The organism is Paraburkholderia sp. GAS82, assembly GCF_050436285.1.
In the GTDB taxonomy this organism is placed as follows: Bacteria; Pseudomonadota; Gammaproteobacteria; order Burkholderiales; family Burkholderiaceae; genus Paraburkholderia; species Paraburkholderia phenazinium_B.
The window spans coordinates 1,240,217-1,261,145 of the sequence record NZ_JBNDLX010000001.1 but is presented as its reverse complement, the minus strand read 5'-3'; the positions used below and the strand labels follow the sequence as shown (position 1 = coordinate 1,261,145).

Here is a 20,929-nt window from a genome sequence, read left to right as displayed (position 1 = left end):
TGTGCCATCCTGTTTTTCTACGCCGACGGTGGCGTGGATGAATGCCGCACTCCAGCGCTGAAATTCTTGAACAACAAAAAGCCGAGGAGACGCTCATGCCATTTATTCGCATTCCCCATGTTATTGGTCTTGTCCTGTTCGCCATCGCATTCGGCTCGTCTGCCGCTTACGCCGCGGACGAGGTTCAAAACAGTTCGACCACGATGACCTCGCCGGTGCCGTCGACGCTGGAGCCCGTGAGCCAGGAACAGCTCGACAGGGCAGCCACCACGTCGAACGACTGGCTGCATTCGAACGGCTCGTACGCGCAGACGCGCTACTACCGTGGTGCACAAATCAACAAGACGAACGTGTCGAAACTCCGGCCAGCTTTCATATTCCAGACAGCTGTCAACGAGTCGATGGAAACGGCGCCGATCGTCTCGAACGGCGTCATGTTCATTACCACTTCGTTTAACCACGTGTATGCGGTCGACGCGGTAACGGGCAAGGAATTCTGGCATTACAGGCACAAGATGGGTTCGGTCACGACGTTTTGTTGCGGACCCAACAATCGCGGCGTAGCCATCGCGGGCGAGCGGCTCTACATGGGCACACTCGATGCGAAACTCGTCGCGCTCGACACCAAAACCGGCAACGTACTGTGGCAAACGCAGATCGCCGATCCCGATGAGGGCTACTCGGAAACGATGGCGCCGGTGGTCGTCGACGGCAAGGTGCTGATTGGCACGAACGGCGGCGAGTATGGCATTCGCGGGTTCCTGAAAGCGTTCGATGCCAACTCCGGTCAATTGCTGTGGACCTTCTATACGATTCCGGAAACCGGCCAGGAAGGCGTGTGGGCCACGAAGGATGCAACCGGCCGCGACGAGAAGCGCGACATCGATGCGGAGAAGAAGCAGTTGAGCGACAAAGGCGGCGACTTCTACAAGACGCTTGGCGGCGGGGTATGGATGGCGCCGGCAGTCGACCGGCAAACGCATACCGTGTTCTTCGTGGTCGGCAATCCGTCGCCTGACCTGTATGGCGCAATCCGGCCCGGAGACAATCTCTATACGGATTCGCTGGTCGCAATCGATCTGGATACCGGCAAATACAAATGGCACTACCAGTATGTGCCGCATGATGTGTGGGACCTGGACGCCGTGAGCCCGCCGATGCTGATCGACGTGCGCGACGAAAACGGCAAGATGATTCCGGGCGTGGTGCATGCGGGCAAGACCGGCCACGTGTACGTTCACGATCGCGCCACCGGACGGCTGATCCGCTATTCGCAGGCGATGATTCCTCAGGAGAACATGTGGACGTTGCCGACCGCCGAGGGCGCGCGGATGCTGCCCGGTGCGAACGGCGGGGTCGAGTGGTCGCCGATGGCGTTCGATCCGCATACGCGTCTCGTCTATGCGGCGAATCTGCATCAGCCGATGACGTATCAGGTCGAGGATGCCGCTTATCCGGGTGGCAGCAAGCTATGGCTGGGCGGTGCGTTCAAGACGATCCCGACCGAGCAGCAATGGGGCAAGCTGTCTGCCGTGAACGTCGACACGGGTAAGGTGGTGTGGGACTACAAGACCGAACAGCCGCTGATTGGCGGCGTGTTGGCAACCGCGGGCGGCCTTGTATTCAACGGCGAAGGCAACGGCCTGTTCCGTGCATTCGACTCCACCACCGGCAAGAAGCTCTGGGAGTTCCAGTGCGGCGCCGGCGTCAATGCGCCCGCGGTGTCGTACATGGTGCATGGTAAGCAGTACATCGCAGTCGCGGCGGGGGGCAACACACAGCTCGATTTCAAGCGCGGCAATACCGTTCTCGTTTTCGCGTTGCCATGACGATGCGGACGCTGCGCGCAGCAGTGGGTCCGGCTCGCCGCTTATGGACGGCACTGCTGTGCGGCTGGTTCGCCGCCGCATGGCTGCCGTCGGGCGCGCACGCCGACGCCGAAGCGGGCCAGGCGAAGGCGCAAGCGTGCGTGGCCTGTCATGGGCCGATGGGCAATTCGACCAATCCGGACTATCCGATTCTTGCAGGTCAAAACGCGCGCTATATCTATCTGGAGCTGAAAGACTTCAAGGAAGGACGGCGCAGCGACCCGCGCATGTCGCCGATGGCGGCCAACCTGTCGAAAGAGGACATGCAGGATCTCGCCGACTACTTCGCCGCGCAAAAGCTGGTGCCGGTTCCGTTCAAAACGGACAGCGCCAGCATTGAAGCAGGAAGGAAGAAATCCGCCGAGGTGCTATGCACGATGTGCCATCTGGGCGGCTTCTCAGGGCAGAACGAGATTCCGCGCGTGTCGGGGCAGCAGTATCAATACATCGTCAAGCAATTGCAGGATTTCCGCTCGCACACGCGGACCAACGATGCGGGCAACATGACCAGTGTGACACGCAATCTGACCGACGACGACATTCGCAATCTGGCTGCTTACATCAACAATCTCCAGTAGCTCCAGTGGCGCGGAGGGATACCATGAAAAAGACCGTCATCCGATATATCGCGACTGTGGTTCTGTTGCTGGCCGGTGCATTCGGCGTGTACTTGCCCGTGCATGCGCAAGGCGACGGCGTTGGAGAAACCAACCGGCAACTGCTGGCCGCCGCGAAGGACGGCGACCAGGCGTCGGTTCTCGCGGCGCTTCAGAACGGGGCGGCCGTGGATGCCATGAACCGCATCGGCGACACCGCATTGATCACAGCGTGCAAAAAAGGCGATGTGGCGATGGCGCGCATGCTGATCGATCACGGCGCGAACGTCCAGCACATGGATGCGCCGGGCGTCACACCATTGATGGCCGCAGCGTACGGCGGCTTTGACGAGATCGTTGCGCTGCTGCTCGGGCATGGTGCGGATCTTTCCGCCACGGATCGCATTGGCAAGACCGCCATGGAGTACGCGGCCGGCCAGGGACAAACGAAGGTGGTGAGCCGGTTGCTCGATGCCGGGGTCGACGTGAATCGCACCTACAGGAACGACCTCACCGCGCTGATGTGGGCCGCGGGATACGATCGCGCGGACACCGCCCGGCTGCTGATTGCTCGCGGTGCGGATCGGACGTTAAAGGACAATCGCGGAATGACGGCGCAAGATATCGCAGTGCAGACCAGGTCGGATCAGGTTGCCCGTCTGCTTTCTGCGGGCTAGGGCATGCGAGGGCGAAGAAACATTTGAAAAGCCAATGCGTATAATGACCCGACCCATTTACTGGAATAGCGTGGAACGCTACGGAAACCATGATTCGACATATTGTGATGTGGAAGTTGAAGGAATCGGCAGAGGGCGCTTCGCGCGCGGAGAATGCCGTCAAGCTGAAGGAAAAGCTGGAAGGTTGCCGCAACATCGTGCCCGGCATCCTGCATCTGGAAGTGGGTCTGGCCGGAGCAGGCCTCGACTCCACCTACGACGTCGTGCTGGTCTCCGACTTCGCCGACAAGGCATCGCTCGACGCCTACCAGGTTCACCCGACTCACGAAGCGCTCAAGAGCTTCGTCAGCGCAGTGCGCGAATCGCGCGAATGTGTCGACTACGAAGTCTGAGCCGCGGCAATGACTGATTCGCAGAAAGCGGGGGCCGGCCAACCGGGGGCCGGCCAACCGGGGGCGGGTCGCGATGCATCCGCACCCGCTGCAACCGTCGCCCCCAACGCGCTGCCGGTGCTCGAAAGCCCCTTTGTCGACCATCTCGGCGTGCAACTCGTCAGCGCGGCGGACGGCGCGAGCGAAGTCGTCCTGCCGCTCGCGCCCGATCACATGAACACCTGGGCCGTCGCGCACGGCGGCGTGACGATGACGCTTGCCGATGTCGCGCTGGCAATGGCCGCCCGCAGTCTCGCGGGCGACGGCGTGGGCGTCGTCACGGTGGAGATGAAAGTCAACTTCATGCAGCCGGGGCGTGGCGAATTGCGCGCCACCGCACGCGTGCTGCATCGTTCGACCACAATGGCCTATTGCGAAGGCGAAATCCGCGACAGCGAAGGCCATTTCGTCGCGAAAGCGCTCGGTACTTTCAAGTACATGCGCCGCCTTGCCGTGGGCCGCGAAGTAACGCATCAGCGTCTGCGCAGCGACCCGTCTGCCAAACCGGGTCCTAGCGACGGTTGAACGCATGGCGGGACGTGCCGCTTTGCACGTTCCGCTACGCACGTTCCGCTTTGCGTACCCGCGGATTCACGCTACATCCAGACAATCAAGGAGACGATCGACATGCCCCAGATCAACCGTCAATTCGTGCTCGCGTCGCGTCCACAAGGCGCCGCTACGCCCGACAATTTCAGGCTCGTCGAAACGCCGCTGGCACCGCTCGCCGAAGGCCAGTTCCGCGTGCGCAATCACTATCTGTCGCTCGACCCGTATATGCGCGGCCGTATGAACGACGCCAAGTCGTACGCGGCGCCGCAGCCGCTCGACGAGGTGATGGTGGGCGGGACTGTGGGCGAAGTCATGGAGTCCAGACATCCGAAGTTCGCGGTGGGCGACAAGGTGGTCGCGACGCTTGGCTGGCAGGAATTCGGCACGTCCGATGGCACCGGCGTGCGCAAGGTGGACGACACGCATGTCCCGCTCGCTGCTTACCTGGGTGCCGTGGGCATGCCCGGTGTCACGGCCTGGTACGGTCTGAACCGCATCATCCAGCCCCAGTCCGGGCAGACGGTGGTGGTCAGCGCGGCGAGCGGGGCGGTCGGCGGTGTGGTCGGGCAACTGGCGAAGCTGGCGGGGGCACGCGCGGTCGGCATCGCCGGTGGGGCGGACAAGTGCCGCTATGTAGTCGAGACGCTCGGCTTCGATGCCTGCGTCGACTACAAGGCCGGCAATCTTTATCAGGACCTGAAAGCTGCGACGCCGGACGGTGTCCACGGCTACTTCGAGAACGTCGGTGGCGAGGTGCTCGATGCGACGCTCGCTTGCATGAATGCGTTCGGCCGGATCGCGTTTTGCGGGATGATCGCCGGCTACGATGGCGAGCCGGCGCCGCTCAAGCATCCGGCGCTGATCGTCAGGCAGCGTCTGCTGGTGCAAGGCTTCATCGTCACCGAGCAGCTGGACGTGTGGCCTGAAGCGCTCGCGCAACTCGGCACGCTCGTCGCGCAGAAGAAGCTGCATTACCGCGAGAGCATCGCGCAGGGCCTCGAGAGTGCGCCCGAGGCGTTTATCGGTCTGCTCAAAGGCAAGAACTTCGGCAAGCAGCTCGTCAAGCTGATCTGAGTCGAGTTGACCGGGCTAGGCCCCATTGGACCTCGTTTGAATTTTGACAGGCAACTAGCGGAGACACCTGATGTTCCAGTTCGACGGCAAAGTGGCCGTGATCACCGGCGCGGCGAGCGGTTTCGGGCGCGCCTTTGCGGAGAAGGGCGCGGCTCTGGGCATGAAGCTGGTGCTGGCGGATGTCGACGGCGCCGCGCTCGCGCGAACCGTGGATGATCTGCGCGCGGCCGGCGCCGACGCGATCGGCGTGCCGACGGATGTTTCGGACGCCACCCAGGTCGAAGCACTGGCGCTCGCGGCGCTCGACGCGTTCGGCAAGGTGCATCTGCTGTTCAACAATGCAGGCGTGGGCGTCGGCGGTTTCGTGTGGGAAAGCACGGCGCGCGACTGGGAGTGGGTATTCGGCGTCAACGTGATGGGCGTCGCGCACGGCGTGCGCGTCTTCACGCCGATCATGCTGCGGCAGAACGAACCGGCGCATATCGTCAATACGGCGTCCGTTGCCGGGCTCCTGTCGCCACCGGCGATGGGCGTCTACAACGCGTCCAAGCACGCAGTCGTCTCGCTGACGGAGACGCTCTACAACGATCTGCAGAACGCGGGCGGCCAGGTGAGTTGCTCGCTACTGTGCCCGGCCTTCGTGCCGACCGGCATCGCCGATGCGGAGCGCGCCCGTCCCGAGACCCTGCGCAACGACACGGGTCCGACACGCTCGCAACTCGCCGCCGGCAAGCAGTTGCAGCGGGCGGTGCAGTCGGGCAAGCTGAGCGCGAAGGACGTCGCCGAGATGACGTTCGAGGCGATCGACGCAGGGCGCTTCTACATCATCACGCACGCGGCGATCCTGCCGACTGTCCACCTGCGTCATGAGGACATCGAACAGTTGCGCAATCCGACTGACCCGCTATCGCTCAAGCCAGAGGTCAAGGGACAGTGAGTCGATGCCGCTGAATCCGAAGATCGAGCAGGTGCTCGAGTTGATTGCGCGGGCGAAGCGCCCGCCGTACCACGAAGTTACCGCGCAACAGGCGCGCGCCTCTTACGAGAAAAGCGCGCCGATTCTGGAGATCCCGTCCGCGCGGATGTTCGCCGTCGAAGATCTGAAGGTGCCGATGCGCGACGGCGCGACGATCCGCGCGCGGCTCTACCAGCCGGCCGAACCGAGCTGGGCGCAGCCGTCACCGGCGCTCGTCTACTACCACGGCGGTGGCTTTACCGTAGGCAGCGTCGATACGCACGACGCCCTGTGCCGCATGTTCGCGCGCGACGCGCAATGCGTGGTGCTCTCGGTCGATTATCGGCTTGCGCCGGAACATAAATTCCCCACTGCAGTGGACGACGCGTTCGATGCGTTGAGCTGGCTTCATGCCAACGCGAGTCTCTATGGCGTCGACCCGGCGCGTATTGCGCTTGGCGGCGATAGTGCAGGCGGCACGCTTGCTACCGTCTGCGCGGTGCTGGCGCGGGACGCCGGATTGCTGAAACCGGTGCTGCAGATGCTGATCTATCCAGGCACGACGGGGTATCAGCAGACCGATTCGCATGCGCGGCTCGCGGATGGTTTTCTGTTGTCGGCTGCGACGATCCAGTGGTTTTTCGAGCAATACGTGCGCGACCCGGGCGATCGCGACGACTGGCGCTTCGCGCCGCTCGACGGCACACGCAATGCGCCCCGATTAGAAGGTGTAGCGCCCGCGTGGATTGCGACGGCCGAGTACGATCCGCTCAGCGACGAAGGCATCGCCTACGCGGAAAAGCTGCGCGCAGCAGGCAACGAGGTCACGCTCATGCGCTACGCAGGCATGATCCACGAGTTCTTCAAGATGGGCGGCTTTGTGCCGGACGTCGCGCGGGCTCATGCCGATGCGGTCGCTGCCTTGCGTTCGGCGTTTGGTATCGAGCTGGACTGAGCGCGTCAGGCGAAGTCTTCCCGGCGGTGGCTTGCCTCAGCGTTCGATATTGAACGCGAAGCTACGCTCGAAGTCACCTGGGCGCACCACGCGGTGCGAGCCGTTGTCGTCGCTGCGTTCGACGACCGCCGCACTCAGATGTTTGCCATGCGTGTCATGCGTACCGTGGATGCCGTCCGCCACGACCCGCAAGGCCGTCGTCCCGCGCGTGCCGTAATCCGGCGATTCGATAAACGCTGCCGACAGCACCCGCTCCCGTTCGAGCGGGATGCCGGTGGAGGGCAACTGGTCGTCGCGGGCGAGGCGGGTGTCGCGCATCAGTTCGATTAGCCCTTCGAGCGGCACGAGCGGGTCCGTCGCGACCAACGCGCCCAGCTCGGCGCGCTTTCGCACAAGCTTGGGCCACGGTGTATCGAGCACGGCATTCGAGATGCCGTGCGTGCCGGCTTCGAGCAACGCCGGCGGCATGGCCGAGCGGTTGCAGTACCAGCCAAGTTCGCGCCGCGACCAGTCGCCGACCAGCAGGTTAAAGCCGTTGTAGATCTCACCGTCCTGCGCAACCCGCTGCAGGTAATCGAGCGGCGTGAGTTCGGCGGATGGCTCGCCCAGCAGCCAGTGGCTGACCAGCGTGCCGCGTGTGGGCGCATCGGCGCGCATTTCATGGGGCGCGCGGTAATTCGTCAGCGCTGCAAAACGGCCGTCGCGCGTCATGCCAAGCCAGGTGCCGCCGCCCACCAGGTCGCGCCCGGCCAGAAGGTTCGGCGCTTCGGTCCACCAGTGCATCGGATCGGCGGTGCGGCGCAAGAATTCGTCGCGATTGGCGGCGAGTGTGAAAAGCGGACCCTCGGCCGCATCGGGCCGCCAGTCGAAGACGATCAGGCACATCGGGGGCAGTCTCCCGCGCCACGGGCATTCGCATCGTTGCGGTCAAACCTGAAATCGGTCGGCAGCGTGCCGCGGAAGGCGCGCAGGCGGGCGAGGAGTTCTTCGTTGGGAGGCTTTGTTTCCAACCCTAACACCGTATCAAACCTCAGTCGGCAACGTATACGGCAGTGCCAGGAAAGTCAGCGCCGGCCCATCAGCCGCGCCAAGGTGAACCGACCCCGACTCGAGCGCCGCGAGCTTGACCTCGACCAGCACGTCCACACCGCCATCCAGCGCCGAAGCGGCATTCACCACCATGCCGCAAGGCTGGCCCGGATCCGCCGAGTGGAACAGTTCCATACCCGGCGCAACCGTCGCCAGTTCACCGGCCACATTGGCCAGCGACGTGCGTCGTTTGATCGTCCCTCGATACTGGCTGCGCGCCACGACTTCCTGCCCCGGATAGCAACCCTTGCGGAAATTCACGCCGCCGAGCACATCGAAATTGACCATTTGCGGCACGAACTGCTCGACCACCGGCTGGGTGATCCGCGGCTCGCCGGCGCGAATATCGAGCCAGTCCCATACCGCCGCCGAAGCACGCGTGAGCTTGCCGTCGAAGAGCGGCAAACGTGCTTCAACCTCGGCTTTCGGCCCGACCCACAGGTAACGCAGCTTCCCGAGCGCATCCGGCACGCGGATCAGCGAGCCGGCGGGCCCGTCCACCTTCACATGCACGCCATCGGGCAGCGCATCGAATACGCCCGACAACACCTTGCGCACGTCGCCCGCGAGGCCCACTACAGCCAGCTCGCCGCTCGCATCCGAAAGCTTCGCTTTAGCGCGCAGCACGAACATCGACAGACGCTTCTGCACGGCGGCCTGAATGTCCTTCGACACCAGCAGGCGGATCGTCTCGCCGCTACGCCAGTTCAGAAACGACGCCAGCAGACGCCCCTTGGCCGAACAGTAGCCCGCCAGACGTGCATTGGCCGCGTCCAGATGCTGGGTATCGTTGGTTAGCTGACCGTGGAGGAAGCTGGCCGCGTCGTCGCCGGTCGCATCGATCACGCCGAACTGCGTGAGCAGCATATAAGCGCCGTGCGCGCCGACAGCGTCGAATTCCTCACGCGAGGGGCGCGGCAGCGGAGGCAGTGCGGCCGGTGCGGTAGCGGCGGTGCCGGGGGCAGAAGCGAGCGGTGCATTCATGGATTCGGGGAACAGTCAATTCTGACTTTGGCTAAGGCAAGCAAGTATTATATGGACTTCAACCAAGCCATGTTCCGCATGTCCCTCCTGAAGAAATGTCTCGTTGCCGGCACGATTGTCGTTGCGCTGGCTGCCGCCGGTGTTGCTGGCGTATATCACTGGGCCAACAGCCCGATCAACCTGACACCGCCGCAACTCGACGTCACCGTCAAACCGCATAGCAGTCTGCGCAGCGTCACGCTGCAGTTGAACCGCGGCGGCGTGCCGGTCGAGCCGGAACTGTTCGTCGTCATGACGCGCGTGCTCGGGCTGCAGACCCAGCTCAAATCGGGCAACTACGAGTTCAAGAGCGGCGTGACGCCCTACGAAGTGCTGCAGAAGCTTGCCCGCGGCGACGTCAACGAATACGTCGCGACGATCATCGAAGGCTGGACCTTCAAGCGCATGCGTGCCGAACTGGACGCCAATCCGGCCCTCAAGCACGACACCGCCGGCATGAGCGATGCCGATCTGCTGAGCGCGATCGGCGCACCGGAAGCGTCGATTGGCAATGGCGAAGGGTTGTTTTTCCCCGACACCTACCTGTTCGACAAGAACACCAGCGACCTCGACGTGTACCGGCGCGCCTATCATCTGATGCGCGAGCGCCTCGACGAAGCCTGGATGGCACGTTCACCAGGGCTGCCGTACAAGACGCCGTATGATGCACTGACGATGGCATCCATCATCGAGAAGGAAACCGGCAAGCCCTCCGACCGGCCCATGGTCGCGGCGGTGTTCGCGAACCGGCTGCGTGTGGGCATGCCGCTGCAGACCGATCCGACGGTGATCTACGGGATGGGTGACGGCTACACGGGCCATCTGCACAAGCACGACCTGCTGGCCGACACGCCCTACAACACGTACACGCGCATGGGCCTACCGCCAACGCCCATTTCGCTGCCGGGCGTCGCGTCGCTGCAGGCGGCGCTGAACCCGGCGCAGAGCACGGCGCTGTACTTCGTGTCGCGCGGCGACGGCAGCAGCATTTTTTCTGACACACTCGGCGATCACAACAAGGCCGTCGACAAATATATTCGAGGGCAATGATGGCGCGGGGCAAATTCATCACATTCGAAGGCATTGACGGGGCGGGCAAGACCACCCATCTCGCGTGGTTTCGCGAGCGCCTCGAAGCGCACATTGCGGCGAGCGGCCGGACCGTCGTCATGACCCGCGAACCTGGTGGCACGGCGCTCGGCGAGTCGCTGCGCGAGATTCTGCTGCACCAGACGATGGACCTCGAAACCGAGGCGCTGCTGATGTTCGCCGCGCGCCGCGAACATCTGGCGCAGGTCATCGAGCCGGCGCTCGCGCGCGGCGACTGGGTGCTGTCCGACCGCTTCAGCGACGCCACGTTCGCCTATCAGGGCGGTGGCCGCGGCCTGCCGCGCGACAAGCTCGAAGCCTTGGAGCGCTGGGTGCAGGGCGGCTTTCAGCCGGACCTGACGCTGTTGTTCGACGTGTCGCCGGACACTGCCAGCGAGCGCCGCAGCTCGGCGCGCGAGCCGGATCGCTTCGAAAGCGAATCGGATGCGTTTTTCACCCGTACGCGCGCCGAATATCTGCGCCGGGCCGAAGAAGCGCCGTACCGGTTCGCTATCATTGACTCCACGCAGAGCATTCCGCAGATTCAGAAACGACTTGAAGAACTGATTACAACGCTTTGATTTTCAATAAATATTAATCAACGTTATAACGGCCCGAAAGTTCGTGTTTTACCTGATAAAACAACGACAACCGATTGAATTTAAAGAGAAACAATGATTTATCCGTGGCAAGCCGATGACTGGAACCGTCTGCAACAGCTACGTGGGCATTGGCCGCATGCGTTGCTGCTCCATGGGCAAGCCGGGATCGGCAAGCTGCGCTTTGCGCAGCATCTGGCGCAAGGGCTGTTGTGCGAGGCCCAGCTTCCGAACGGCGAGCCGTGCGGGACGTGCGCCGCGTGCAACTGGTTCGTGCAGGGCAACCATCCGGACTACCGGATCGTCGTGCCCGAAGCGTTAGCCGCCGAAGCCGGTCTCGCCAGCGCGGCCGCTGATGAAAAAGCTGACAAGGCCGACGCCGACGACACCAAAAAGACCCGCGCGCCGAGCAAGGAAATCAAGATCGAACAGGTGCGCGCACTGCTGGATTTCACTGGCGTGGGTTCGCATCGCGGCGGGGCGCGCGTCGTCGTGCTGGCGCCGGCCGAGGCGCTCAACGTGGCCGCCGCCAACGCGCTCCTGAAAACGCTCGAAGAGCCGCCGGCGGGCGTGGTGTTTCTGATGGTGTCGGCGCGCATCGACCGTCTGCTGCCGACCATCATCAGCCGCTGCCGCCAGTGGCCGATGACCGCGCCCGCGCCGGAGATCGCGACGCCGTGGCTCGCCGCGCAGGGCGTGGCCGACGCGCCGGCGCTGCTCGCCGAGGCGGGCGGCGCGCCGCTCACCGCGCTGGCGCTGGCGAGCGACGAGAACCGGACCTTGCGCGACTGGACCCTCAAACAGCTCGCTGCCGGCCCGCAGTGCGATGCGTTCGCGTGCGCCGAGGCGCTGCAAAAGCTGCCGGTGCCGCTCGTGCTCGGCTGGCTGCAGCGTTGGCTGTATGACCTGCTGGCTCAGCGGACCGCTGGAGCACCGCGTTACTTCCCGCAGGCTGCGGCGGCATTGGACCGCTGCGCCGCGCAGACGGATGCCACGGCGTTCGCCCGCTTCATCAAGACCGTGACGCGTCAGCGCGCGGTGGAAAACCATCCGCTGAACGCGCGGCTGGTCTTCGAGGAACTGTTTATCGGCTACCGCGATCTGTTCGCCTGAGGCGGCTGGCCGTCTCCGCTGGTCGCTGGTCACTGGCTCGCTGACACGTCGGCAGGCGAGCGGCGAGGCGGGCCGTACGCGGCCCTGGCCGCGGCGTAGCGCAATGACACGCGATTCGCGGCCCGGCTACGCCCCGATTGCAGCTATCCATACCTGACTTTTTTCAGAACCACCACCCGACACACCCGCCATCATGAGCCTTTCGTACCGCGACGCCACACTCGACGATCTGCCCGCCATCGTCGCCATTTACAACTCGACCGTGCCGTCGCGCCTGGTCACCGCGGATCTGGAGCCGGTGAGCGTCGAGAGCCGGCTCGCCTGGTTTCATGCCCATGGTCCGGAAAAGCGACCGCTGTGGGTGGTGGAAGACGGCGACCGGATCATCGCGTGGCTGAGCTTTTCGGATTTTTACGGCCGCCCGGCCTATCTGCGGACGGCCGAGGTCAGCATCTATCTGGACGAAGCAGCACGCGGCAAAGGACTCGGCAAGCAGTTGCTGGCCGAGGCGCTGTCGGCCGCGCCGGGGCTCGGCATCCATACCGTGCTGGGCTTCATTTTCGGCCACAATGAAGCGAGCCTGCGCCTGTTCCGCGGCTTCGGCTTTGGCGAGTGGGGTGCGCTGCCGCGCGTCGCGGTGCTGGACGGCATCGAGCGCGACCTGTTGATTCTCGGCCGGCGGATCGATTCCGCTGCCTGATGCAGGCTGGCTGACCCACACCCATTCGATTCACCGCAGGACACCACCATGTTTGTCGATTCGCACTGTCACATCAACTTCGAAGGACTCGGCGACCGCCTCCCGCAGGTCATCGAGAACATGCGCAGCCACTCGGTCACGCATGCGCTGTGCGTGTCCGTCGACCTCGAAAGCCTGCCGTCCGTGCTGGCGGTTGCCGAGGCATACGAGAACGTGTTCGCCTCGGTCGGCGTACACCCCGATCATGAGGATGCCCAGGAGCCGAGCGTGGCCGAGCTGGTCGAACTCGCCAGACATCCCAAGGTGGTGGCGATCGGCGAGACGGGCCTCGACTACTATCGCCTCGAAGGCCGCACGATCGCCGACATGGAATGGCAGCGCGAGCGCTTTCGCACTCATATCCGCGCTGCGCATGCCACGGGCAAGCCGCTGATCATCCACACACGCTCGTCGTCGGAAGACACGCTGCGGATCATGGCCGAAGAACGCGCGGGCGAGCCGGGCGGCGTGATGCACTGCTTCACGGAACCGTGGGCTGTCGCCGAACAGGCGCTGGCGCAGAATTTTTACATCTCGCTGTCGGGCATCGTCACGTTCAAGAGCGCGACGGAGGTGCAGGACGTCGCTCGCCGCGTGCCGCTCGAGCGTTTGCTGATTGAAACCGACTCGCCGTACCTCGCACCGGTGCCTTATCGTGGCAAGGCGAATGAACCTGCGTACGTAAGTTATGTCGGACGCTTCATCGCGCAACAACGCGAGATGCCGGATGCGGCGCTGGCCGCCGCAACGACCGAAAACTTCTTCCGGCTCTTCAGGATTCCCGCAGCAGCTGCTGCCTGAATCTGGAAATTGAATATTATCAACAAGATAGGGACGATTCCTAAAGCTATATATGAATAAATATCTGACCCAGGCCAACGCCCAGAACGCTTCGTCCTCCGTTGTAAACGCCAACTGCACCGGCATGCTCGCGTCGCTGTGCCGAGGCGCTGCCCGCGTGTCGCGCGTCGCGCTGGCCGGCGGCTTCGCCTGCGCGGCGCTCGCCGCTTTGCCGGCTCACGCCGCCCCGGCCGATACGATGATCAAGGCCGTCAAATTCGACGATGTCAGCGAGGTCAACAAGCAGCTTTCGCACGGCATGGACCCGAATCTGACCGACGACCAGGGCATCCCGCTGCTGGTATTGGCTGCCCGCGAGAAGTCCGACAAGGTTGTCGCGGCACTGATCGCCAACCCGAAGACCAACATCGAGATCACGGACAAGGCCGGCGAAAACGCCATGATGATGGCCTCGCTCAATGGCGACATCAACATCGTGCAAACGCTGATCGCGAAGGACGCCGAGGTCAACAAGAAGGGCTGGGCGCCGTTGCACTACGCGGCCGCCAACGGTCACGACGACATCGTCAAGCTGCTGCTCGACCACTCCGCTTACGTCGATGCCGGCTCGCCGAACGGCACCACGCCGCTGATGATGGCTGCGCGCGGCGGCCATGTGTCGACGGTGAAGCTGCTGCTCGACAACGGCGCCGACCTGAATGTAAAAAACCAGATTGGCATGAACGCGCTCGACTTTGCCAAGCAGTACAAGGAACCGGATGTCGTCGAGGGCCTGACAGCGAGAATGCAGCAAACGCAGCAGAAGTAACGTGCCGGCATGCCTCGCATGCAGAAAAACAGTGCAGAATAACGGCTACGGCGCGCTTTGGGGCGCGCCGTTTCTATGCGGCATCAGACCGCTCGATAATCACCCTGGAAGGATCACCATGCTGCGGGCTTTGATTTGCGCCAGTGCGCTTGCCGTACCGCTAACGGCAGCCGCATTCACGGGAGGCGACCTCAACAAGCTGTGCGAGAAAACGGATGTGGCATCGCGTAGCGCGTGCGCTGCGTATATCGAAGGCGCGGCCGACGGCGTCTTCAACACGATCGACGCGATCGGCGGCACCACCGGTCCAAGGGTCGGCCAGTATTTCTGCCTGCCGCCGGACGCGCGCTCGCAACAGCTGACCGATGCGGTGCGCAAGTACATTGCAGAGAATCCAAACGCGGTGGGTTATAACGCCAGCACCGCGATTTCGCTGGGGCTCGGCAAGGCGTTTCCCTGCCGAAGCGGCGAGTAACGCGCCGGCTGAATCCACTGGGGACCGGCTGCGTGAAGCCAGTCCGAGGTGTGCCTGAACCCTGTCTGCGGCCACTGCATGGGGCCCGGCTCCCACCGGGCCTGCAACTGATCGTCCTCGCGACCGGTCGAACTGTCATTTCTTAGCCGCGAACCAGGGCGCCGCGCCAGCGCGCGAGGCCCTCGGAACCAGGAGGACAATAGACATGGGCAGGCTGATCGTCGTATCGAATCGTGTGGCAACCCCGACGGAAACCAAAGGATCGGCAGGGGGGCTAGCGGTCGGCGTATTCGGTGCATTGAAAGACGCGGGGGGCGTGTGGTTCGGCTGGAGCGGCGACGTCGTCAGCGAAACCGTCGCCAACGCTGGTCCGACGCTCGAGCAGGAAGGTGCCGTGACCTTCGCTACCGTCGGGCTCACGCGCAAGGACTACGATCAGTATTACCGCGGTTTTTCGAACGCGACGCTGTGGCCGGTCTTCCACTATCGCAACGATCTGGCCCGCTACGAGCGCGAGGAATATGCCGGCTACCGGCGCGTCAACGCGTGGCTCGCCCACCGTCTCATCAAGCTGCTCGAGCCCGACGACATCATCTGGGTCCACGACTACCATCTGATCCCGTTCGCCGAAGCGCTGCGTTCCGAAGGCATCACGAACCGCATCGGCTTCTTCTTGCATATCCCGTTTCCCGCGCCGCAGATCCTGCTCAACATCCCGCCGCATGAAGAGCTGGCGAAGTCGCTGTGCTGCTACGACCTGCTCGGTTTCCAGACTGCCACCGACGAGCTCGCCTTTCACGACTACCTCGTGCGCCACGCGCGCGGCAGCGTGACGGCCGACGGTCACGCGGAAGCCTTTGGACGCCGCCTGCGCACGGGCGTCTACCGGATCGGCGTGTTCCCCGACGAGATCGCCGAGCAGGCGCAGCGCTACGAGAGCCGTCAGCATGTGCTTGATCTCAAGCAGAGCCTCGAAGGACGCAAGCTGATCATGAGCGTCGACCGGCTCGATTATTCGAAAGGCCTCGTCGAGCGGTTCCGCGCCTTCGAGCATCTGCTGGAACGCTCGCCGGAGTGGCGCGGCAATGTCACGCTGGTGCAGATCGCGCCGCCCACCCGCTCCGACGTCGCCACTTATCAGCAGATCCGCCAGGACCTCGAATACGAAGCAGGTCGCATCAACGGCCGCTATTCGGGCCTCGACTACACGCCGATCCGCTATCTGAACCAGCGTTATGACCGCTGGAAGCTGATGTCGCTGTTTCGCGAGTCGCAAATCGGCTTCGTCACGCCGTTGCACGACGGCATGAACCTGGTTGCCAAGGAGTACGTGGCGGCGCAGAACCCCGACGATCCAGGCGTGCTCGTGCTGTCGGTCTTCGCGGGCGCGGCGGCTGAACTGAGCGGGGCGCTGCTGGTGAATCCACATGACGCAGTGGGGATGTGCGAAGCGCTGCAGCGTGCGCTGTCCATGCCGCTCGAGGCACGTCAACGGCGTCACGAGATCAATATGGAAGCGCTGCGCAAGAACGATCTCGGTGTGTGGCGCGACTCATTCCTGCACGACTTGCGCAGCGTCCCGCTGCATGGGGCGGGTGCCGCGGGGCGGTCGTCCTGATGGGTGGCGCGCGGGGTGGCGCGAGCGATGGACCGATGAACGCCGTATGGCTGGAGGCTTCATGCTGACCACGCTGGCGATTGCCAACTATCGTTCGCTGCGGGAAGTGATCGCGCCGCTCGGTCCGTTGAATATCGTCACCGGGCCCAACGGCAGCGGCAAATCGAGCGTGTATCGCGCATTGCGGCTACTGGCGATGACGGCGCGCGGCGGTGTGATTGCGTCGCTGGCACGCGAAGGCGGCTTGCCATCGACGCTCTGGGCCGGCCCCGAACGCTTCTCGCGCGCCATGCTGAGCGGCGAGCTGCCGGTGCAGGGCGTGCGGCGCGACGATCCGGTCAATCTGCGGCTCGGCTTTGCCGGCGACCAGTTCGGTTATGCCATCGACCTCGGTTTGCCGACCATCAAGCCGACGACGACGGCGTTCTCGCTCGACCCGGTCATCAAGCGCGAATGCATCTGGAGCGGTCCACTGCTGCGGCCCTCGGCGATGCTGGTGGACCGCCACGGCCCGACGCTGCGCACCCGTGACGACAGCGGCGAGTGGCAGACCCTCCCGCAGCCGGTGGCGAGCTTCGACAGCATGATGACGGAGTTCTCCGACCCGCGCACCGCGCCGGAGATGATCGCGGTGCGCGAGCAGATCCGCTCGTGGCGCTTCTACGACCATTTCCGCACCGATAGCGAATCGCCCGTGCGCCTGCCGCAGATCGGCACGCACACGCCGGTGCTTGGCGACGACGGCTCGGATCTCGCCGCAGCGCTGCAGACGATCCGCGAAATCGGCGACGCCGCCGCGCTTGACGACGCTATCGACGACGCCTTTCCCGGCGCCAGCATCGCGGTGATCAACCTCGACGGCCGCTTCGAAGTGACGATGCATCAGCACGGGCTATTGCGTCCGCTCAAGGGCGCCGAGTTGTCCGACGGCACCCTGCGCTATCTGCTGCTGGTGGCGGCGTTGCTGACGCCGCGCCCACCCGCCTTGCTGGTGCTGAACGAACCGGAGACGAGTCTGCATCCCGATCTGCTGCCGGCATTGGCACGGCTGATTGCCCGGGCCTCGCGCCATTCGCAGGTGCTGGTGGTGTCGCACGCGGCGCGCCTCATTGCCGCGCTCGAACGGGAAGACGGCAGCCAGTCGATCGTGCTCGAAAAGCAGCTCGGCGCCACCCGGATTGCCGGAGCGGATGCACTCGATATGCCGCCGTGGAAGTGGCCCTCCCGATAAGCCGGGATGTGTTTCCTGACTGTAACAGCGCATAGGAATTGAAAGGTTTGTGGGCTTTTTTGTACGCGATCGGCAATAATCGGCAGTAACCGGTGAAATAAGCCGGCGAAATAAGCGGGTGCAATAAGTACACAAACTGGCGCGAGCAAACGCAACGCCGGTCATTACATTGATTGGAGACATAGGCGCTGGCATACTCGTGCGCCGCTGACAAGGCCGTTGCAGGCTGCTGCGCTGGATGTCCGGGCTCAGCGTGGCCAGGCCGTCAGTTTCACGGAGAGACACGATGAGAATTGCTCAGATCGCCCCCTTGACCGAATCGGTGCCGCCCAAGCTATATGGCGGGACCGAGCGCGTCGTGTCGTACATTACCGAGGCGCTGGTAGACCTCGGCCACGACGTGACGCTGTTTGCCAGCGGCGACTCGGTGACCTCCGCAAAACTCGAGGCTGTGTGGCCGCGCGCCCTGCGGCTCGACCCCGGCATCCGGGACCGCATCGCGCCACATATGCTGCTGATGGAACTGGTGCGCCGCCAGGCGGACCAGTTCGACGTGCTCCATTTTCACATGGACTATTACTCGTTCTCGGTGTTCAAACGCCAGGACACACCGTTCGTTACGACGCTGCACGGCCGCCTCGATTTGCCCGAGCAGCAGCCCGTGTTCGACACGTTCAACACCGCACCGGTGATCTCGATATCGAATTCGCAGCGTCACCCCTTGCCGCAGGCCAAATGGCTGACCACGGTGTATCACGGACTGCCCGAGAACCTCTACACGCCGCAACCGGTGGAGCAGAAGTATCTGGCCTTCCTCGGCCGGATCTCGCCGGAAAAGCGCGTCGACACGGCGATCCGCATTGCGGGCCGCTGCGGCCTGCCGATCCGGATCGCGGCCAAGGTCGACAGTGCTGACCTCGAATACTTCGAGCGCGATATCAAGCCGCTGCTGGATCTGCCGTATGTGGAATTTATCGGCGAGATCGCCGATAACCAGAAGGCCGAATTTCTGTCGGGCGCGCATGCGCTGCTGTTCCCGATCGATTGGCCCGAGCCGTTCGGTCTCGTGATGATCGAGGCGATGGCCTGCGGCACACCGGTCATCGGCTTCAATCGCGGGGCCGTGCCCGAAGTACTGGACGACGGCGTGACAGGCTTTATCGTCGAGGACGAGATTGGCGCAGTGGCTGCCGTGAACCGTCTGCACAAGGTGCCGCGTGCCGGCGTGCGCGAGCACTTCGAAGCGCGCTTCACGTCGCACCGGATGGCGCAGGAGTATGTCCAGGCGTATCAGTCGGTGATTCGCGCGCAAAAGCGTTCACGCTTCAAGGTGATCGACACGACCACCACGCCGCGTTGATCCCGGCGCGCGTCTGGCAAATAAAAACGGCGATGCCTGCAGCATCGCCGTTTTCGTCTGGGATCGCATCAAGACGCGCGATCCCGGATCCTGCCCGCCTAGATATGCAGGCGCGACACCTTCGTGCCGTTGATCGAGACGTCGCCCATCAGACCAGCATTGGTGAGGATGAACACTTCGACCGGTGCGGTGGCCGTAGTGGTGTCGATCGCGCCGTTCGCGCCCATCTTGACGAGAGCGACTGAGGCATCGCCGCCTGCCGACCAGCCGTCGGTATTGCGGAATTTGTCGAGCGCGTCCTGCGTCATGAACAGGAAGATGATGGCCTTCGACTGCGCGCCGGCCTGCAGGCCGAACGAGCCCGAGACCGTGCTGTAGTAGCCGACCGTGCCGCCGCCGACCTTCAGCGAGCCTTCGCCATACTGGCCGCCGACGATAAAGCCGGCTTGCAGCACCGACGGGAATACCAGTACGCCACGCGCCTTCGACACGAGCTCACGCGAGCCGGGCACCGTCTGGAAGAGGCGCGACATCGTCCCATCGACGCTGGAGTCAATCGACTGCCGCTTCGACATGTTGGTCGCCGCGTTGTCGGGGGTGCCTGACGACGTGGTGCATCCAGCGAGTGCAAGGCTTCCGAAAGCTAGCGCAGCGGTAGTCTTCAGCATGAAGTTTCGTCTTTGCATCGTTTTTCTCCGTCACGGTTCCTGGGTGCAACCACGCTTTTTTACCGGGCTGCCAGGTTAGTTATATCACACGCACGAGTAAAGGGTGCGTTCCCGCTTGCGACGAAAACCCTTGTGGGACGGGCGTTTGCGGCAAATATGAAAAGTCATTGGGGTAACTATGACCGATCACTGGACCGCCTTCGAAGGGCTTCGTACGCACGGAAGGACGCAGAATTTGTGCCTGAGATGGCAGCTCGCCAGCACCGGTGGAGCGGTGTCTTTCGTGCACCCGGCAGGTCGCTTTTTACCGATTTTCAGCGCGACACAGGACGATTGAAATAAATATGAAAGGTTGAGGGTGTGTTGCGCGCACGCCGCAATGCCGACGGCGTTGCGCGATCGTACGGACTCGCCGCGATACCTGACGCCAGCGAGCGGGTGCACGTGCACCCTTCAATGATTCTGCGTGCTTTTGATGGGGGGTGGAGGGCGGCGTAGCGCGCGGCGAACGCCGCCGATCAGCGCCCCGAGGAGAAACAGCGTGATGGCCGGCACGATCCAGTAGCCGACGAACGCGTGCCACAGATACGCGAACAGCGTAGTACGGCGCAAGGAGTATTCGTCACGGGCCTCCTGCTGACGGGGTGCGTTGGCGCTCAGCACGTCTGCCGGGCAACCTGCCGCGCGTGCCTCATCCGGCTCGCCATGACAGCGGGCGGGGGCACCGGCGGCGCGCTGCGCGTCGGTGAAATTCCACGTGGTCAGGGCGCGATCGAGGTCGACGGCGTTGTAGGCCATTTCCTCCTGAATCTCGCGCACCGCGACGATCGCGACCGGCACCGCCCAAAAGACGATGACGACCAGCCACCGCCTGAACCAGCGGTTTTTCTGTCTCCATACCATTCTTGCCTCCGATCAATGCTCTGTGGCATCAACGACAAGATGGCGGCCCGATGGCGCATGGTGTTTTATAGGTGGGCCGTCTCCGCAGCCATCATAGAAGAAAATGCTGCAATCGGGGCGAACGGACTTTGAAAGGCGGGAAAGCGGCGGGGAAGCCGGACGCTGCTGATGGCGCAACCAGCGCTGACAGGCGCGGCGGCCTTTATGGTGGAGAGATGGCGGCGAGACAGGCGTGCTCTGCCGACAGTGGCGTCGCGGAGGTGGCGCGGTTCTAACCGCGCCGTGCCTCCGCTACAACGTCCAGG

The 20,929-nt window shown here is 63.7% G+C and carries 22 protein-coding genes; 18 read left to right on the top strand and 4 right to left on the bottom strand.

The features are described 5' to 3' along the window. Positions 1-95: 95 nt before the first annotated feature. The 8 genes from P3T17_RS05505 to P3T17_RS05470 all read left to right on the top strand — a co-directional run bounded on the left by P3T17_RS05505 (position 96) and on the right by P3T17_RS05470 (position 7,108). Positions 96-1,829, top strand: a complete 1,734-nt coding sequence (locus tag P3T17_RS05505) for a pyrroloquinoline quinone-dependent dehydrogenase (protein ID WP_429405174.1) — start codon at positions 96-98, stop codon at positions 1,827-1,829. Further along, the gene (locus tag P3T17_RS05500) at positions 1,826-2,446 is read left to right on the top strand and encodes a c-type cytochrome (protein WP_429405172.1); all 621 of its coding nucleotides are present in this window, start codon (positions 1,826-1,828) and stop codon (positions 2,444-2,446) included. Before P3T17_RS05505 ends, P3T17_RS05500 begins: the two co-directional genes overlap by 4 nt. A gap of 23 nt (positions 2,447-2,469) precedes the next feature. Then, entirely contained in the window at positions 2,470-3,141 is a 672-nt protein-coding gene (locus P3T17_RS05495) for an ankyrin repeat domain-containing protein (RefSeq protein ID WP_074264667.1), read from the top strand. Positions 3,142-3,230: 89 nt separating this feature from the next. Continuing rightward, on the top strand, positions 3,231-3,533 hold the full coding sequence (locus P3T17_RS05490) for a Dabb family protein (protein ID WP_429405170.1): 303 nt from the start codon (positions 3,231-3,233) through the stop codon (positions 3,531-3,533). Positions 3,534-3,650: 117 nt separating this feature from the next. Beyond that, the gene (locus P3T17_RS05485; protein ID WP_074266081.1) at positions 3,651-4,097 is read left to right on the top strand and encodes a PaaI family thioesterase; all 447 of its coding nucleotides are present in this window, start codon (positions 3,651-3,653) and stop codon (positions 4,095-4,097) included. 102 nt (positions 4,098-4,199) lie between these two features. Beyond that, positions 4,200-5,198 carry an NADP-dependent oxidoreductase gene (locus P3T17_RS05480; protein WP_429405168.1) on the top strand — a complete coding sequence of 333 codons (999 nt, stop codon included), beginning with the start codon at positions 4,200-4,202 and terminating at the stop codon, positions 5,196-5,198. A gap of 70 nt (positions 5,199-5,268) precedes the next feature. Further along, positions 5,269-6,135: an SDR family oxidoreductase gene (locus P3T17_RS05475; RefSeq protein WP_074264664.1), complete on the top strand. Its 867-nt coding sequence runs from the start codon at positions 5,269-5,271 to the stop codon at positions 6,133-6,135. 4 nt (positions 6,136-6,139) lie between these two features. Further along, entirely contained in the window at positions 6,140-7,108 is a 969-nt protein-coding gene (locus P3T17_RS05470) for an alpha/beta hydrolase (protein WP_429405166.1), read from the top strand. A 36-nt stretch (positions 7,109-7,144) separates the two neighbouring features. Here the strand turns inward: P3T17_RS05470 and P3T17_RS05465 are convergent, their stop codons facing one another. After that, the gene (locus P3T17_RS05465; protein WP_429405164.1) at positions 7,145-7,993 is read right to left on the bottom strand and encodes an NRDE family protein; all 849 of its coding nucleotides are present in this window, start codon (positions 7,991-7,993) and stop codon (positions 7,145-7,147) included. Positions 7,994-8,131: 138 nt separating this feature from the next. Then, positions 8,132-9,181, bottom strand: coding sequence for a YgfZ/GcvT domain-containing protein (locus tag P3T17_RS05460; protein WP_429405162.1), 1,050 nt, complete (start codon positions 9,179-9,181; stop codon positions 8,132-8,134). Positions 9,182-9,259: 78 nt separating this feature from the next. On the opposite strand from P3T17_RS05460, the gene mltG reads away from it, so the two are divergent. The 10 genes from mltG to P3T17_RS05410 all read left to right on the top strand — a co-directional run bounded on the left by mltG (position 9,260) and on the right by P3T17_RS05410 (position 19,053). Next, complete coding sequence (mltG, locus tag P3T17_RS05455; RefSeq protein WP_429288500.1) at positions 9,260-10,270, top strand: endolytic transglycosylase MltG; 1,011 nt, start codon at positions 9,260-9,262, stop codon at positions 10,268-10,270. Next, on the top strand, positions 10,270-10,890 hold the full coding sequence (gene tmk / locus P3T17_RS05450; RefSeq protein ID WP_429288499.1) for a dTMP kinase: 621 nt from the start codon (positions 10,270-10,272) through the stop codon (positions 10,888-10,890). The genes mltG and tmk overlap by 1 nt, the downstream gene beginning before the upstream one ends. A gap of 93 nt (positions 10,891-10,983) precedes the next feature. Beyond that, positions 10,984-12,021: a DNA polymerase III subunit delta' gene (locus tag P3T17_RS05445; protein WP_429288381.1), complete on the top strand. Its 1,038-nt coding sequence runs from the start codon at positions 10,984-10,986 to the stop codon at positions 12,019-12,021. 193 nt (positions 12,022-12,214) lie between these two features. Next, complete coding sequence (locus P3T17_RS05440; protein WP_074264658.1) at positions 12,215-12,721, top strand: GNAT family N-acetyltransferase; 507 nt, start codon at positions 12,215-12,217, stop codon at positions 12,719-12,721. 48 nt (positions 12,722-12,769) lie between these two features. After that, a complete protein-coding gene (locus P3T17_RS05435; RefSeq protein WP_429405160.1) occupies positions 12,770-13,561 on the top strand; it encodes a TatD family hydrolase in 792 nt (263 codons plus the stop codon). A gap of 124 nt (positions 13,562-13,685) precedes the next feature. Further along, positions 13,686-14,369, top strand: a complete 684-nt coding sequence (locus P3T17_RS05430) for an ankyrin repeat domain-containing protein (RefSeq protein WP_429405531.1) — start codon at positions 13,686-13,688, stop codon at positions 14,367-14,369. Positions 14,370-14,487: 118 nt separating this feature from the next. Beyond that, positions 14,488-14,844 carry a Rap1a/Tai family immunity protein gene (locus P3T17_RS05425; protein ID WP_074264655.1) on the top strand — a complete coding sequence of 119 codons (357 nt, stop codon included), beginning with the start codon at positions 14,488-14,490 and terminating at the stop codon, positions 14,842-14,844. 205 nt (positions 14,845-15,049) lie between these two features. Beyond that, the gene (gene otsA / locus P3T17_RS05420) at positions 15,050-16,462 is read left to right on the top strand and encodes an alpha,alpha-trehalose-phosphate synthase (UDP-forming) (protein WP_074264654.1); all 1,413 of its coding nucleotides are present in this window, start codon (positions 15,050-15,052) and stop codon (positions 16,460-16,462) included. Between the two features lie 61 nt (positions 16,463-16,523). Then, the gene (locus P3T17_RS05415) at positions 16,524-17,693 is read left to right on the top strand and encodes an AAA family ATPase (RefSeq protein WP_429405158.1); all 1,170 of its coding nucleotides are present in this window, start codon (positions 16,524-16,526) and stop codon (positions 17,691-17,693) included. A gap of 286 nt (positions 17,694-17,979) precedes the next feature. Further along, positions 17,980-19,053 (top strand): glycosyltransferase family 4 protein, encoded by a 1,074-nt coding sequence (locus P3T17_RS05410; protein WP_074264652.1) that lies wholly within the window; start codon positions 17,980-17,982, stop codon positions 19,051-19,053. A gap of 98 nt (positions 19,054-19,151) precedes the next feature. Here P3T17_RS05410 and P3T17_RS05405 read toward each other — a convergent pair whose 3' ends face one another. Continuing rightward, positions 19,152-19,739, bottom strand: a complete 588-nt coding sequence (locus tag P3T17_RS05405; protein ID WP_074264651.1) for a BPSL1445 family SYLF domain-containing lipoprotein — start codon at positions 19,737-19,739, stop codon at positions 19,152-19,154. Between the two features lie 435 nt (positions 19,740-20,174). Next, a complete protein-coding gene (locus tag P3T17_RS05400; RefSeq protein WP_074264650.1) occupies positions 20,175-20,624 on the bottom strand; it encodes a hypothetical protein in 450 nt (149 codons plus the stop codon). Positions 20,625-20,929: the final 305 nt, after the last annotated feature.

Bases quoted from the DNA above. Each gene is read 5' to 3' on its own strand.
- P3T17_RS05410 (WP_074264652.1), top strand. From the start codon at position 17,980: ATGAGAATTGCTCAGATCGCCCCCTTGACCGAATCGGTGCCGCCCAAG.
- P3T17_RS05415 (WP_429405158.1), top strand. From the start codon at position 16,524: ATGCTGACCACGCTGGCGATTGCCAACTATCGTTCGCTGCGGGAAGTG.
- P3T17_RS05480 (WP_429405168.1), top strand. From the start codon at position 4,200: ATGCCCCAGATCAACCGTCAATTCGTGCTCGCGTCGCGTCCACAAGGC.
- P3T17_RS05435 (WP_429405160.1), top strand. From the start codon at position 12,770: ATGTTTGTCGATTCGCACTGTCACATCAACTTCGAAGGACTCGGCGAC.
- P3T17_RS05400 (WP_074264650.1), bottom strand. From the start codon at position 20,624: ATGGTATGGAGACAGAAAAACCGCTGGTTCAGGCGGTGGCTGGTCGTC.
- P3T17_RS05460 (WP_429405162.1), bottom strand. From the start codon at position 9,181: ATGAATGCACCGCTCGCTTCTGCCCCCGGCACCGCCGCTACCGCACCG.
- P3T17_RS05445 (WP_429288381.1), top strand. From the start codon at position 10,984: ATGATTTATCCGTGGCAAGCCGATGACTGGAACCGTCTGCAACAGCTA.
- P3T17_RS05490 (WP_429405170.1), top strand. From the start codon at position 3,231: ATGATTCGACATATTGTGATGTGGAAGTTGAAGGAATCGGCAGAGGGC.
- P3T17_RS05465 (WP_429405164.1), bottom strand. From the start codon at position 7,993: ATGTGCCTGATCGTCTTCGACTGGCGGCCCGATGCGGCCGAGGGTCCG.
- P3T17_RS05430 (WP_429405531.1), top strand. From the start codon at position 13,686: ATGCTCGCGTCGCTGTGCCGAGGCGCTGCCCGCGTGTCGCGCGTCGCG.
- P3T17_RS05475 (WP_074264664.1), top strand. From the start codon at position 5,269: ATGTTCCAGTTCGACGGCAAAGTGGCCGTGATCACCGGCGCGGCGAGC.
- tmk (WP_429288499.1), top strand. From the start codon at position 10,270: ATGGCGCGGGGCAAATTCATCACATTCGAAGGCATTGACGGGGCGGGC.
- mltG (WP_429288500.1), top strand. From the start codon at position 9,260: ATGTCCCTCCTGAAGAAATGTCTCGTTGCCGGCACGATTGTCGTTGCG.
- P3T17_RS05425 (WP_074264655.1), top strand. From the start codon at position 14,488: ATGCTGCGGGCTTTGATTTGCGCCAGTGCGCTTGCCGTACCGCTAACG.
- P3T17_RS05495 (WP_074264667.1), top strand. From the start codon at position 2,470: ATGAAAAAGACCGTCATCCGATATATCGCGACTGTGGTTCTGTTGCTG.
- P3T17_RS05505 (WP_429405174.1), top strand. From the start codon at position 96: ATGCCATTTATTCGCATTCCCCATGTTATTGGTCTTGTCCTGTTCGCC.
- P3T17_RS05470 (WP_429405166.1), top strand. From the start codon at position 6,140: ATGCCGCTGAATCCGAAGATCGAGCAGGTGCTCGAGTTGATTGCGCGG.
- P3T17_RS05440 (WP_074264658.1), top strand. From the start codon at position 12,215: ATGAGCCTTTCGTACCGCGACGCCACACTCGACGATCTGCCCGCCATC.
- P3T17_RS05405 (WP_074264651.1), bottom strand. From the start codon at position 19,739: ATGCAAAGACGAAACTTCATGCTGAAGACTACCGCTGCGCTAGCTTTC.
- otsA (WP_074264654.1), top strand. From the start codon at position 15,050: ATGGGCAGGCTGATCGTCGTATCGAATCGTGTGGCAACCCCGACGGAA.
- P3T17_RS05500 (WP_429405172.1), top strand. From the start codon at position 1,826: ATGACGATGCGGACGCTGCGCGCAGCAGTGGGTCCGGCTCGCCGCTTA.